This is a genomic window from Halobacteriovorax sp. RZ-2 (assembly GCF_043196685.1).
Classification (GTDB): domain Bacteria; phylum Bdellovibrionota; class Bacteriovoracia; order Bacteriovoracales; family Bacteriovoracaceae; genus Halobacteriovorax_A.
In genome coordinates this window covers 544880-558773 of record NZ_JBEBMR010000002.1, presented here as the reverse complement: position 1 = coordinate 558773, position 13894 = coordinate 544880, and the positions used below count along the sequence as shown (strand labels likewise).

General features: G+C 33.4%; 13 protein-coding genes. 2 read left to right on the top strand and 11 right to left on the bottom strand.

Annotated elements, in window-relative coordinates; all coding sequences use genetic code 11:
• Window positions 1-233: 233 nt before the first annotated feature.
• Window positions 234-1364: an ISL3 family transposase gene (locus ABMA78_RS08730; protein WP_392859064.1), complete on the top strand. Its 1131-nt coding sequence runs from the start codon at window positions 234-236 to the stop codon at window positions 1362-1364.
• A 326-nt stretch (window positions 1365-1690) separates the two neighbouring features.
• Here ABMA78_RS08730 and ABMA78_RS08725 read toward each other — a convergent pair whose 3' ends face one another.
• Window positions 1691-3301: an ATP-dependent endonuclease gene (locus ABMA78_RS08725; RefSeq protein WP_392859062.1), complete on the bottom strand. Its 1611-nt coding sequence runs from the start codon at window positions 3299-3301 to the stop codon at window positions 1691-1693.
• Between the two features lie 314 nt (window positions 3302-3615).
• Here ABMA78_RS08725 and ABMA78_RS08720 point away from each other — a divergent pair, with 314 nt between their 5' ends.
• Window positions 3616-5322 carry a DUF6119 family protein gene (locus tag ABMA78_RS08720; protein ID WP_392859060.1) on the top strand — a complete coding sequence of 569 codons (1707 nt, stop codon included), beginning with the start codon at window positions 3616-3618 and terminating at the stop codon, window positions 5320-5322.
• A gap of 83 nt (window positions 5323-5405) precedes the next feature.
• On the opposite strand, the gene ABMA78_RS08715 is transcribed toward ABMA78_RS08720, so the two are convergent.
• The 10 genes from ABMA78_RS08715 to ABMA78_RS08670 all read right to left on the bottom strand — a co-directional run bounded on the left by ABMA78_RS08715 (window position 5406) and on the right by ABMA78_RS08670 (window position 13812).
• Window positions 5406-6239 (bottom strand): hypothetical protein, encoded by an 834-nt coding sequence (locus tag ABMA78_RS08715; RefSeq protein ID WP_392859057.1) that lies wholly within the window; start codon window positions 6237-6239, stop codon window positions 5406-5408.
• Window positions 6229-7821, bottom strand: a complete 1593-nt coding sequence (locus ABMA78_RS08710) for an alkaline phosphatase D family protein (RefSeq protein ID WP_392859054.1) — start codon at window positions 7819-7821, stop codon at window positions 6229-6231. Before ABMA78_RS08710 ends, ABMA78_RS08715 begins: the two co-directional genes overlap by 11 nt.
• A gap of 209 nt (window positions 7822-8030) precedes the next feature.
• Entirely contained in the window at window positions 8031-8420 is a 390-nt protein-coding gene (locus ABMA78_RS08705; RefSeq protein ID WP_392859052.1) for a hypothetical protein, read from the bottom strand.
• Between the two features lie 28 nt (window positions 8421-8448).
• On the bottom strand, window positions 8449-9420 hold the full coding sequence (locus ABMA78_RS08700; protein ID WP_392859049.1) for a zinc dependent phospholipase C family protein: 972 nt from the start codon (window positions 9418-9420) through the stop codon (window positions 8449-8451).
• Window positions 9421-9480: 60 nt separating this feature from the next.
• On the bottom strand, window positions 9481-10188 hold the full coding sequence (locus tag ABMA78_RS08695; RefSeq protein WP_392859047.1) for an RloB family protein: 708 nt from the start codon (window positions 10186-10188) through the stop codon (window positions 9481-9483).
• Window positions 10172-11443, bottom strand: coding sequence for an ATP/GTP-binding protein (locus ABMA78_RS08690; RefSeq protein ID WP_392859044.1), 1272 nt, complete (start codon window positions 11441-11443; stop codon window positions 10172-10174). The genes ABMA78_RS08695 and ABMA78_RS08690 overlap by 17 nt, the downstream gene beginning before the upstream one ends.
• Before the next feature lie 337 nt (window positions 11444-11780).
• A complete protein-coding gene (locus ABMA78_RS08685; protein WP_392859042.1) occupies window positions 11781-12878 on the bottom strand; it encodes a tyrosine-type recombinase/integrase in 1098 nt (365 codons plus the stop codon).
• A gap of 9 nt (window positions 12879-12887) precedes the next feature.
• A complete protein-coding gene (locus tag ABMA78_RS08680) occupies window positions 12888-13073 on the bottom strand; it encodes a helix-turn-helix domain-containing protein (RefSeq protein WP_392859039.1) in 186 nt (61 codons plus the stop codon).
• Between the two features lie 8 nt (window positions 13074-13081).
• Window positions 13082-13390 carry a single-stranded DNA-binding protein gene (locus ABMA78_RS08675; RefSeq protein WP_392859036.1) on the bottom strand — a complete coding sequence of 103 codons (309 nt, stop codon included), beginning with the start codon at window positions 13388-13390 and terminating at the stop codon, window positions 13082-13084.
• 17 nt (window positions 13391-13407) lie between these two features.
• Window positions 13408-13812 (bottom strand): hypothetical protein, encoded by a 405-nt coding sequence (locus ABMA78_RS08670; protein WP_392859033.1) that lies wholly within the window; start codon window positions 13810-13812, stop codon window positions 13408-13410.
• Window positions 13813-13894: the final 82 nt, after the last annotated feature.

Genomic DNA, 13894 nt, shown 5'->3' with positions numbered 1-13894 from the left:
AAGTAGCAAAAAAGAAAGTTGTCAAAAAAGTAGCAAAAAAGAAATAAAATGGGCTCTTCACACTTGAAGGTGTTTTCACCGCGTTAAGCAAACTTAAGACAAGCATGAGATTTTAACCAGTTATAATTTTGGTTACCACACTAAAACTGTAACAAGGAAAATCACTCATGCTCGAGAAACAGCTTACTAAATTTTTGCTATTACCTAAATTAAAACTTTTAAAAATTGAGCATATGACTCATAAGAAAGTTCTAATATTCCATTGTGAATCCAACTCTAAGACCGGCTTTTGTCCTCATTGTGGACTGGAGTCTAAGCGAGTCCACGACTATCGCATTGTTCGTGTCCTAGACTCACCTCATGAAACCAGAAGGCGTGTTCTAAAGATTAAGAAGAAGCGCTTTCGTTGCATGGGTCTTGGATGCAAGAAAGTTTTCACGGAACAGCTTGACGGTATCACAAAGCACGCAAAGATTACTGAGCGTATGCAACGTCATATTCTCTACAAAGCTTCAAACTTCGCAAACCTTAAGGATGTGCAAAAGACACTTTCGATTGGTACTAAAACAATCTACAAGAAACATTACAAACAACTGGAACTGGAGTGGCGAAAACGAAAGAATGATCCATGGCCAAAGACTGTAGGTATCGATGAACACAGCTTTATACGCAACAAACAGTATGGGCACAAAGAATTTGCAACTGTCATTGTCGATTACAATAACAAGCGAATAAAGGAGCTTGTTCCTGGTCGAACGGTTGCAACACTTCAACATTCTTTGAGGTATATCAAAGGCCGTGAGAATGTTAAAAATGTGGCCATTGATTTGTCTCCTACTTACCGCTCATTTGCACAAAGTTATTTTCCAAATGCAAAAATTATTGCAGATAAATTTCATGTCGTACGACTTCTAAATAACACTTTAAATGTTTATCGAAAGAAGATCTTTGGCGACAAGAGAAAGCTTCGAATCAGAAAGCTTCTTTTGATGAACGCAAAAAATATCGACTACTTTACTCGCTTTGAATTTCATAAAGAGCTTAAGAAATATCCCGAGCTCTGGGAGATTTATATGGCCAAAGAAAGCCTTCACAAACTCTACAGGTGCAAAGGAGAGAAGTGGGCACGCAGAGTCTTTAGAAAGCTCACAGATGCCTTAGCGCTTACAAAGATAAAGGAATTACAAACGTTTAGACGAACCCTTCTGAAATGGCAGGGCGAAATCTTGAATTATTTTGAAAATCGTATTACAAATGCCCGGACCGAAGAATTCAATACTGTCTGTAAGCAGCTCCAGAAGCGGGCTTACGGGTATAAGAACTTTTATAACTATAGGTTGAAAGTTCTCTATGCTTGTCAATAAAGGATGAGTGCGGTGCGTACACCATTAAGGGAGGAGAGCCATAAAATGGTATTCTGCCACACCGTTGCCACACGACAAGGCAACCACCACGAAAAGCTGAATAATATTAAATAGTTAGAAGATCGTGGTGGAGGTGCCGACAGACTCATAAGGCTTAGTTTTCATTGAGATTACAAAGCGAAGTGTAGCCAAAATAGCCACAACGGCCCTTACTTTCGATAAACGTTCCCACTACTCGTTTGTGTAACGTTTTAGTAAATCCATTTTAATACTAATTATAAGTGTAGGCAAGGTTTGGAAACAATAATAACTAGGAATCAACATTCTCAAAGATCATTGCACTTTTTGATAAACTCAAGTGCTTTTGAGGCACTCTCTTTAAGATTATTTTCATTGATATCTTCTATTCCAAATTTCTGACTCTCACAGTAATCAATATATGCAAGAGCGATATTAACCTTTGTAATTGACTTTAACTTATCTAATTTATGAATGCTGCTAACAACATTAGAATATTTGTTTAGATTTAGAGGACCTTTGTTATCTAGTGCGCTTAACAATACTTCTGACTTAAGGTAATTTTCGATTGTCCTTCCAGTTGTTTCTAAAACTTTTCCTGAAGAAGACCTAACCTCTGCACTTAGTCGTGTTTTTGTTTCATCGAGTAAAGAATCCTCATCTTCTCTATCACTATCATAAGTGTAAATTATATTTGGGTTAATTTTTAGCATATCAATCAAATAAGAAGTTTCAGAAGACGTATTGGCACCAAAATGAGATCTAATCTTGCCACCATAAAAAACAAAGCTATAATGAACTCCTTCGTTTATTTCATTATCAGAAAGAAGTTTTATAAAATAGTTCCAATAAATCCTATCAGAAGGCCCTTCAACCCAAATCAAACAATTACTCATCAAGATATCACTTGGCATTGCTCCTAACTCTTGAACTAATTCAATTTTCTCTATGCTGTCTTTAATAAACTGAACGTTTGTACAGCCAAACTTCTTATACAAGCGGAAAAGAGTGGCTTGTTCCTTCTTAGATATGAAATCAATAATTGATGAAGAATGAGTTGTCATAAAACAATATGCATCAACATCAATTAACCTTTTATAAATATAAGCGATAAGTTTTTTTAAAAGTCCGGGGTGGAGTTTATTCTCTATTTCTTCAATTAAATACACGTACTCCTTAGCATTCTTATCTTCATACCATGGCAACAGTTCAAACATGGCAACAATCTGAAATATAGAGTTCAATCCATCACCACTCCTAAAAACAGAGTAGTAGTTTTTATCGTCTTTAACTTTAAAAGCTAAAACATCTGAAGCACCACTCGCTTCAATATTAAACTCTGTAATTGGCCGATCAAGATTTAATATCGAGTTCACAATTCTAATATATTCATCTAAACGAGACCCATTTTTTCGTTCACCAATAATTAAACTCTTAATTAGCTTAGTAGTACCTTTACCATCAACACTAAATACAAAGCTCCCACTAGATACTTCTTGGTGTTTTCGACGGTCATGAAGACGAACAACAGTCTTGTTTTTAAGTACATGATCTTTTTCTAGAGGTCTTTTTAGCTCTTTACGAAGTCCATCATCCCTAACTTCATAATGAATAGGAACTGGACATATGGTTAATCCCTTAGTTTCTTGCTCTGATTGAATTCTCTGTCGTACAATCCTTCCTGATTCTTTATCAAACTCCCACTCGAATGAAATTTCAGGGTAATGTATTTTATCATGATAAAACTGTTTATCAGAATCATTAAAAGACCTACGAATCAAAGATGCTACCGCATTCTCGATAGTTGTCTTCCCTGCATTATTTTTACCAATCAAAACATTAAGATTACTTATAGGCCTCAAACTAACACCTATTTCATTAACACCAAGGTAATTTTTAATGAAAATCCCATCACTCATAACTATCTTTTCAATTACTTTTTATTACGAATATTGAAAGAAAAAATAATCAAATCTCCCATTTATATTATTGTATAACTACGACATTGTGTAGGCAATAACCGTATAGAATATAAAACTAAGTAAATGAAATACAAAAAACATTCTAGAGATAAAATTAAGATTTGAAACATACATCACTGAATTTACTCTAGCGATTATCTCATGCTTATTATTGACATCTGCAATAGACTCTCAACAACTAAAGAATTAAGTAATAAAGGTCGAAAAAAGGGATATACGTTCATAAAAAACTAACATTTCAGGAAGTACAAATGCCAATAAAAAAAAATACTCGCTATAGTATTTATATGTCACTCGAAAAAATAACAAAGAGATCTTTAAAGACGGGGAAATCAGAGAAAAGAGCGATAAAGCAAAGTGATTGTATTTCAATAGATAAAGATAGTCCAAGCGTCAAATCATATAAAATAAATACTTCAGATTTGAAAGGGAACCTTTATATTACAAAAGGAAAAAGTAATCCTCCAGACTGGATTGATATGTGTGAAAACTTAACAAGTGGCGAAGACTTAAAAAAGTCTTACAAAAGACATTCTATTTCAGCTGTTGCCATAGTCAAACTAAAAGGATCGAAAAGATATTTTATACTTACTTTTGGACATGGTCACCAATATGTAAAAGAAAGCTCAGTAGAGAAAAATTTTGGGAGAAACGTAATTCTTAATACGGTCGATGCTGATAATTTTAAAGCACTAAGATCTCTATCCTACGATAACACACCATGGCATAAGGAAACGCAGGCAACGATTGCTTCAAACCTGGCTCTTTTCGAATATAATGGTGACTATGAACTACTAAAGCGAGTTACTGCTGAGTTTAATGAAAATATCCCTAAAAAATTTTTCAAAGAAAAAAGGTCTAAAGAAAACTTAGTCTCCTCAAGTGTAACAGGCCATGAATCACTTAGTCTAAGCTCAAAAATAGGAATAGACGAATTCCCTGATTTTTTTAAATGGATTGAAGGGCAGTATAAAAGGAAACAGTACAAAAAACTTATACCGAATATTGACGCATTCGAGGAAATTAAAGACCTAGAGAGAATAAACAAGTTAAATAATAGTCTTATAAAACAAATCCAAAAAAGGCATAAAAGACTAAATGTTATAATTCCAGACTTTATTGATATGGAAAAAGTTGATGCTTATTCAATCAATGATCTAGAAAAAAGCGATGAATTATCATCAGATGAAGTATTATTGTACCTACAAAACAAAGAAAAAATTACGATTGATATTTTAAAAAGTAATCATATTAAAGTATATTCTGGTGATACAATACAAGACAAATGGACTATTTATAAATGCATAACGACAGAAGTTATTATTGGCTCTAGTACATATGCACTAATAACCAACAACTGGTATAAAATAGATAAAGACTTTTACTCAAAGATGACGACAAATTTAAACTCTTATTTGGTCCAAAAAAAGACACATTCTAACTATTGCGATCTAAAGAAATTTAATAAGTCGATACATAATAACGAGGCTGGTTATAATTCTGATCACCTTAACATCAATGATCAAAAATATGTACTAGACCAGAAGTTTGTATATTTTAACAAAGGGACAAACAAGATTGAATTGTGTGATATATTATTTAAAAACCAACTAATTCATGTAAAAAGGTTTGGCAGCACAACAGGAATATCCCACCTTAACTTTCAAAGTATAATCTCTGCTCAAGTCATTAAAGAATTCCCTAAAGAAGTTGAAAAATTAATAAAGAAAGAAATTAATAATAGCACACACGAAGATTACATAATTTCAAAATTAAAAGAATTTGACTTTACTATTCACTTGGCCATAATTTGTGAAAACAATAGTTATGATAAAAGTAAAAAAATAAAAAACTTCTCAATATTTAATCTTATTAGTTTAAGTAAAACAATAGAAGAATTAAATAAGACTATTGGCCCAGGAAAATGTTTTATACAGTTGATTGAATGTACAAACTAAAATGGTGTTACTGATGAAAACACAATATATAAATAACAGTCTATAAATACTTATAAACTGTTATTTTTTATTTCTAACAATAATTAATACTCTATACAATATTGATCACTAAAGAGATCAACAAGACCTTTATGTGCACAGGCTCTATTAGACACAATCATTCTTTTCTTTACCATTTCAAGATATTCATTCTCTCGAACACAACCTTTAAAGTCATTTCTTCTAAAAGAATCAAGGTTATTATTCTGCCTAATATATTTCTCCATTCTCTTCTCTTTAAACGGTATTATTTTTGACTCTGCAAATTTCCCAACACCATTATTCAAGAGGTTAAAGCTAATTGTTACAAATAAAAATACCATTCCCCTCTTTAAATTCCTGACTAAAAAACGCCCCGAAAACTTAATATATAAAACGGAAATAAAAGGAACCAGTAACATTAGTATCAACGCCACTAATACACTAACTTGTCCACCATAGCCGTTGTATAGACAATTACGGATAAATAAGACCAACATATTAATTTCTAGATATATTGCTAGCTCAGTAAGCCCAAACGCAATAAAAAACAAAGTACTGACCGCCCCTAATAACTTCCAGAAATTTATTTTAAATTCAAAGAACTTAAATAGTACTGTTAAGACTATAAGCATAAAAGAAGTCGAATAAATTACTTTCACATAATCTAGTACGATCAATCGAAAAAAGGGAGTTATCCCTTCCTTTACAGGCGAATAAGGATAGTCATCAACAAAGAAAAACTCACTGTAATTATTAACTATAAATTTCAAGCTAACATAATAAATTATGCTTAACGATATAAAAAGAAAAGCATAGTCATCTACTCTCCATACCTTCTCTTTAAACAATAGTAATTTCCTGATTGCAAAGTCCAGTATAATCTTCTTAAATTCCATAAGTATCATCCTTTTTCTTTGTAATCTCTTTTCTTTCTACATTAATTGTATTAATTAAATCATTAGTATTTATCTTGTATTTCTGATTGATTACTTTTGAATACTCAAAATGATGCGAAGATTGTAAAAACTCTTCATCAAACGTCATAAGAAGAAAATTTCTTTCAGCAATATACTCATTATTTAACTGATATATATTTACTTCTTCTGTACTAATAAGATTAATTCGACTTTTTGATGTCGTTAATTTTTCAACAAAGGAACTCATTGGTTCATAACCGATAGGACTACTTACTAATATAGGAACTTCATATACCTGTTCCTCAGACTTAATATATAAAGTAGCACTTCCTCCAATGTGAATATCACCCGATAGGAACTGAAATGAAATGCCATTACTTAAAGGAGGAGTAATTATTTCCATTATCTTTTTAAAATCTTGACGATTCTTTGAACTCCCTAAAGAATCATCAAGGTCATCAACCAGATCTGCTACCATAGTTTTTCTAAAAGCTTTTCTAATATATTCATCTGTTCGACCAAGTTGTCCAATTGTACTTAACAGCAACGACCTCAAGTAACTTAATCCCTTTCCAAAATATCGTACGCCACCATCTAAACAAGAAGAACTTCGTGCTATTATAACGGGAGAAACTATCGTCACATTTCTGATATTTTCTGGTAGGCCCAATATACTATTTCTGAAATCATCAAAATCATCCTTAGACATTAATCTTCCTTTAGAAGAATCTCGATGTGTTCTTAGATCTAACAAGTAAATTCTAGTATTCAATATATCAAGATAAGTACTATGTGATTTTTTGAATTGATTATTAGGATTTCGTATAGCCTGAAATGCAGAGAAGCACTCATTTGCAACCTCAAAGTATTCTTGCCAACGTTTTCTACTATTTTCCGACTTGAACTGTTCTGGTCTGCTACCATAACCATCAGTAATATCGTGGTCATCCCACATAGCAATAGAAGGTATTCTAGCTAACAGCTTTTTACGGGATAATATTCCGAAATATGCTAAATAGTTTCGGATGAACTTACGACGTAACTCAGAATGGTTGATATCATTTTTCATATTCTTTTCAAGATTGTCGTTGTATACCTGATCACCTGCTAGAATCACTAACTCAATGTCCGCCTGAATTGCTTCGGTATAGAACTTATCCCACATATTGAAGCGTTTTGACTTAGTTTCTTTAAAATGAAATGGGTTATTACAAGATACTGAAGCTATCTTTTTTATTTCTGATTGTTTTATATTTTTAAAATGTAAGTCATCAAAAATTAATCCATCGATATCTCTAATTAACTCTCCATTCCTTTTAAATAGATATTTTACTTCAGTACCAAAAGGAATCTCATCAGGTAAATCAAAAATACGTAAACCAAACTCTTTGTCAAAGTTATGAGTTCTTGACTCAACCTCTAAGTGCTTTGAGCCTGAAGTGAACACACATGTAATTTTACTTTGAGATTCATCAAATGGAAGTGCAAGATATACACTATAAGATTGTTGATTAAATCCAATAAATGGACCTACATACTTAGGTAGTTGTTTTCGACTCATTACAGTCCCTCCTGTGGACATTTAAGTTTAAAAACTCTTGACTTAAGTATGGATTTGATGTGAAGATAATGATCCGACCCAATTATCTTTACAAATCCAAGCTTAAGCTTCAAGTTTTGTGAATTTAATTTTTATAACTGGAGGACACTTAATCCTCCAGTTCTATTTTTCATATAATCACTACATATAACCTATACAAAATATAATTTTCATAGCTCAATTTTCTTGGAAATCTCTTCTAAATTTATTGGCCATTTCTTTTCTCTTTTATAGTAATCTAAACCTGCTGTTCGCGCATTATCACAAAGTATGACCTCTGCTTCAGAAGACTCAATACAAACTACAAAATTTATCTCAGATGTTCTGAAAAACATATTAACAGAATAACCAGTTAAAAAGCTTACATACTCTTTCTCACTATCAACCGACCACTTCTCAATTAATGCCAAATAGTTCTTGTCATTCAGTTCAGCAAATTTTAACTGTTCTTTCCCTCTGTTTATTTTTGCTCTTAACGTTTTGTTGAAATGTGCCATATCAGTTTTAATATCAACAAAGTCATTATCTGTTGGAGTAATCGTACAACTTAGTACACACAAAAATACTATCCATTTAACAACATACATCTCACAGCTCCCAGTAAACCGCTGGTTCATTTAAATTATACCCGTCAATTCCATTTGATAAGTCTATCCTTCTTCCAGTATCTAAATTTATCGCCGGTAAATCACTATTATCAAATTTATGAATATTATCAGTTTCGTAAACATACCCATATGCTTTTTGAGAGATTGGCTTTAAAGCTTCAAAGAACTTAGGTACACAATCTTTTAAAAAATGTGTTTCAGAGTTTCTAAAGTTAGCAGATCTTCCATCTATCGTTTTATTAGTTAAAATCAAGTCGTCACTTATTGATGCTAAAATATCTGATTTATCCTTATATAGAAAACCACTTAACCCAGGTACTATAGAGTAATATTGATTATTTTCATTTGCAGCAGACTCAAATAATAGTTCCATACACTTAACCCACATTTTTATATCTGACGAATTGGTGTACTTTGAATATGAAGAGTTTATACATTTTGAAAATAATTCTGCAACATGATCAAAACTAGCTAAAGGGTTCTTCAACTCATCTTGAAAATTTGCACAATTTAAGTCAGCTTTTTGAATATAATCAGAAAATATAACATCTAATCGCATTTCAAGTAATCTGTGTTTTGTAGCATTATCACCTTCTTTGTAAGGACCAACTTTGTCTCGAACAAAAGGATGTATAATACCATCAGCCACAATATGACTAATGAAACCAAGAAAAAAGGCAAAACACTCATCTTTCTGATCCCCAACAGGCATTCTTCTAATTTCTTCTAGTGCTTTTATTGGTATACATGTTGCATCTGTATTATGAAATAGGTCCGCTATTTCCTTCATCTCTTTACTAGTTACTTGAGAATATGGTAAGTCAGGCCCAACAGCTCCTAATTGAAAATAATCAAGCTTCTCATCAAGTAAGAATCCTAAAGGTGAATCATCCAGCCCCGATTCATTTGTAAAATGTTTCGCAAGTAAAATATGAGTAAATCCAGCAGGCATAACTCCCCCTATGAGTTTATTATTCTTAAAAACATCTCTATAATATATAAAAGATATCTTCTATTCTCGACTATTCCTTTCTGCTATTTTATTTAACGTACAAACTAATTCATACATTTTGGTATAAGGATTTTCTTGCAACCAGAAAACAGGATTTTCAGCAACTGCTAACTTGTCTTCAAAGATAGCCTTTGCTCTTGAAGCTGCTTCATCTATTTTTGGGAGCAAGATCTCAAACATTTCTTTGGTAATTCTCTTGTTAAAATTTTCAAAACCTGGAATCATTCGAAGTTTTTGTAGAACTTGACCTTGATCCATAGGAGGTACTTCATTCTTAAAGTGTAAATAGAGCCAATAATCAAACGTTGGATTAGATATTGCGAATTCATAAAAATCACAAGAATTAATTATTTGAAACCCTGTATTCGCATTCTCAATTAAACTTTGACAATACTTTCCATCTTCACCAACAAGGTGTTCATCCCCATCACAAACTACAAAGCCTTTATCACCTGCTACTTCATTAAATATATCTTCCTTTCTTTGTTTCTCAATTTCCCTCTCTAGCTCTTTTACACATGTCAACAAGTCTCCACCGGGAGCTTTCTTAATCGTTACAATTGGTTCTGCAATGCCTAAAGCCAATCTTAAACGATCAAGATAATCATACTCAGTCTCCCCCTCGACAACAATAACCAAACGAGACGATTTCCTTATGGTTTTTGGATTACTTCTTTTCCTATAAGACATATCAACTAATTCTCTCAATTACATGATACTCAAAAACCGAAAGACTATCTTGCACATCTTCACGAAACAGTTTATCACTCTTTAAAACAGGTAAACCGAGCATTCTTCCCGACAAGTATTTCTTCAAGAATGGGTCCCTCTGTCTTATATCCTCAATCTCTATAAGAGAAGTAATTGATGTTACTGCAGATTTATTTTTTTCTGCTAAATATATCTGCTCCCTACAAAATATTAAATTATCAAGTAGATTCAAATCATGAGATGTAAAAACTAATTGAGCACCATTCTTATTGAGCTCACTATCTTGAAACATCATAATAATTTTCTTACTTATTAAGTGATGTAGATGAGCATCCAGTTCATCAATAACTAACACAGTCCCCCTTCTGAAGGTATTTAAAATAATTGCAGATAATCTAAACATTTGCCTGATCCCTTGAGATTCTAAATACAAAGGCATATCATACTCATTATCGTTTACCTTCAATACAACCATAATTTCTTCATTTACAGACTTGATATCAACAATCGATGGCTCAAACAATGAAAGAAAACCTGTGACAGCCTTTCTGAAAGACTTATATTTCAACTCCCGTAAAAGAAAATTCTTTCTAGCTAAAGGAATATCATCTTTCCCTCCGTCCTCTTTCAACGGAACCATTTTCAAAGAAAGAATTAAACGACTCAATTCTTTTAATTCTTCATTGTCAAATGACAAAGAGTAAAACGAAAAGAAGAGCCTCTTATCATCAAGATTATCCGCTAGCTTTCGGTGCATTTTAGGAATCTCATACTTTGTTGGAGTTCCTATCCCCCAGTTCCACTGATACCCCCCACCTAAAAACTCTCTTTTAAATATATCAAAAAATTTATTATTCTCACCTTTAGAGTTTATTACTATTGATAGTTTTTCAAAAAGAACCCTCTCTTTATTTAGGATTAGAGTGTACTCATAAATATTCTTGTCAACACCAAAAACAGAGAAGAACTCAATAGGAGATTCCTTTGAGTGTTTATCAAACATGTAAGTAGAAAATCTAACCTTATCCTCGTAACCACTTACGCTTCCATCGCTTACAATATGAGCAAAGAAACTCATGGCCTCTATCAAGTTTGTTTTACCTGACGCGTTAGCACCAAAAACTCCAGCAACAGGAGATACTGGAAACTTTGAATACTCTCGCGTTAAACCAAACCCTTCTTGTGCAACAGACTTTGAAGTGAGCTCAAAATCAATGGATTGATTTTCTCTCAGAGACTTATAATTCTTCACAGAAAAATGAACTAACATACTGTTTTTCCTTGGTTAAATTAATTATATCACAATCCTTCGGTTTTTTTTACCACACTTTCAACATAATTCAACAAATATCTTTAATATCAATAACTTAAAAAAACTGAAACAATTATATAAATTCAAATAAGTACTAGTTTAAGAATTTTTGAAAATCGTATACTTAGAAGTCATTAATTCAATTTGAATTGATAATATATGTAACGTAGATGTGTAGAAAGCAATAAATTAAACTCCAGTATTATATTTCATTTTTAGAATTTATATTATCATCGCTGTTAACAAAATGAGTTTAAAATCTAGAGCTTTAATCAGTCTAGGGTAAAAAGCAAAGCCCCTCCGTAGCCCCTCTCTCATCAATCCCGGCCAACCTCAAGTAAACACCAAGCGTCTTCAAGTCACGCCACCCACAAATCTTCATTACCTTAACCGGCTCAACACCTGTTCCAATTAACTGTGTCGCAAAGCACGCCCTCAATGTATGAAAGCGAATTTCAGGTAAGCCAATAGACCTGCAAAAAAGTTTTAAAACCTTAGCCTGTTTTCCTCCTATCCAAAGAATAGGCCTTGGAAGAATATATTCGCGTGTCGCCCCACTCTTTATCTCTAGCAGCAACGAGCGAAGCTCAGAAGATATCGGAACGCTTCTCCAGTAACCAGCTTTCGTGTCTTTGTATTCACCTACTTTAAAGTTATATGACCTCTCCACCTTTATTAGTGATGCCTCAAAATCCACATCTTCCCATCTAAGAGCAAACAACTCTCCATTTCTCATTCCAGTAAGAAGGGCCAACGCCCAAATGTAGTACCAGTCATGCTCCTGAGCCTTAGCCTCATAAAGAAGTTTTCGTATTTCGTGGGGCTTCAGAATCTCGGGCCTCTTATCTTGTTTAATGACAATTTTTAAACCAAAGACTGGACTATGTGGGACTCCTCGAATTGTTCTATTTTCGATGGCCCAGTTGTAAATCATGTTGATGGTATTTTTGAGACGCTTTTGAAATGCTTTACTTCTACCTTCCTCGATAACACGATCGAGAGCTTCACGGCCGTCGCCTTTTGTAATTTGAGAGGCGGGCCTATCGAGCCATTCCACCGTCCAACGATGGAGCATTGAAACATAGTCTCTGATGGTTGCAGGGTTATAGCTCTTTTCAATATAAGAAGGCTGGGCGACTTCAGCCGCCCACTTCGCAATGATCATTCTCCATGTAAAACCATGTCCCTCTTCTTGTGCAACCTTTTGAGAAAGCTCCTTAATGAGTTTCTTTTCTCGACGGCTTGCCTCTGCCTTTGTCTTCAACCCTTTCACACGTTTTTGGCAACGGATATGTGGCATTGCGCGACTTCTAATGTTTACATATACAGAAAATTGAGAGTTACCACTTGGCAAAATTTCTTGAGTAATGGCCATCACAACCTCCTACAAAAATGATGTTTCTAATAATTGATCTAGCTCGGCCCTTTTAAAGTAAAGTCTTCGATTCCACTTTCTTTTAATTAGTGTTCCTTTACTTACGAGAAGCCATACAGCATTACGTGTCTTGCCAAGATACAATGCTGTTTCATCTGTATTGAGCCACGTTTTATTCAGGAAAATTTTCTCCAACGATCCTCCTAGTTAAGATTAGTGAATCCTACGAGACGAGCATTCACTTCCTCATAAGATTTCATATCACCATCAACTGTTTTGAATGACTTTGTTTCAGCACGTCCTTGAACAAAAACCTCATACCCTTTCTTAAGATATAGATTACAAAGTTCTGCTTGTTCATCCCAAACCGTAACCTTTCGCCAATGTGGAGGATTATCTTTTCCCTTATAGATAGCTACAGATAAATGGCATACTGGTTTTCTTTCTTTTGTATACTTAAGTTCTGGATTTCGCCCTAATCTTCCTATAAATGTTTCGTATGTATTTTCCATCTTCAATCTCCTTGCTATTAATTAAGTCCAAGCTTCTTTAGTAAAAAGTCATCAAAGGACAAACTCTGCTTATTTTTCTTATTAAAATCCTCCCAAGCCCTTTCTAGTAATTCTCTTTTGCTTAAGCTTAATTCTTGAATCTTTTCAATGTCCTTTGGACTAATCTTCTCAATTCCAAATAAGGATAAGTCCTTGAAAGTAATTTCTTTGCCGTAGTCTTTATTGTTAGAGGCAACAAGAAGTTCCATTACTTTGCTAAGGCTTTCCTTATCCTTTGATAAATCCACAAAAAACTTAGTTTGCTCTGGATTTATTTGGAATTTAATCTTTACATTTTTTGGCTTTCTTCCGCGCTTTTTTATTTGCACAGTCTTCGCACTAACACCCAAGCTTTCTTCTTTTCTTCCTTCCCCTACACTCATTACTAAACACTCCTTTTATTTTTTTCGCCCCTGCCATTTTCTTTTCCTAGGGACATAGAGAGTGACTTTTTGACCTCCTTCA

Coding starts and splice junctions, on each gene's coding strand:
- ABMA78_RS08730 (WP_392859064.1), top strand. CDS start 234: ATGACTCATAAGAAAGTTCTAATATTCCATTGTGAATCCAACTCTAAG.
- ABMA78_RS08725 (WP_392859062.1), bottom strand. CDS start 3,301: ATGAGTGATGGGATTTTCATTAAAAATTACCTTGGTGTTAATGAAATA.
- ABMA78_RS08720 (WP_392859060.1), top strand. CDS start 3,616: ATGCCAATAAAAAAAAATACTCGCTATAGTATTTATATGTCACTCGAA.
- ABMA78_RS08715 (WP_392859057.1), bottom strand. CDS start 6,239: ATGGAATTTAAGAAGATTATACTGGACTTTGCAATCAGGAAATTACTA.
- ABMA78_RS08710 (WP_392859054.1), bottom strand. CDS start 7,821: ATGAGTCGAAAACAACTACCTAAGTATGTAGGTCCATTTATTGGATTT.
- ABMA78_RS08700 (WP_392859049.1), bottom strand. CDS start 9,420: ATGCCTGCTGGATTTACTCATATTTTACTTGCGAAACATTTTACAAAT.
- ABMA78_RS08685 (WP_392859042.1), bottom strand. CDS start 12,878: ATGGCCATTACTCAAGAAATTTTGCCAAGTGGTAACTCTCAATTTTCT.
- ABMA78_RS08675 (WP_392859036.1), bottom strand. CDS start 13,390: ATGGAAAATACATACGAAACATTTATAGGAAGATTAGGGCGAAATCCA.
- ABMA78_RS08670 (WP_392859033.1), bottom strand. CDS start 13,812: ATGAGTGTAGGGGAAGGAAGAAAAGAAGAAAGCTTGGGTGTTAGTGCG.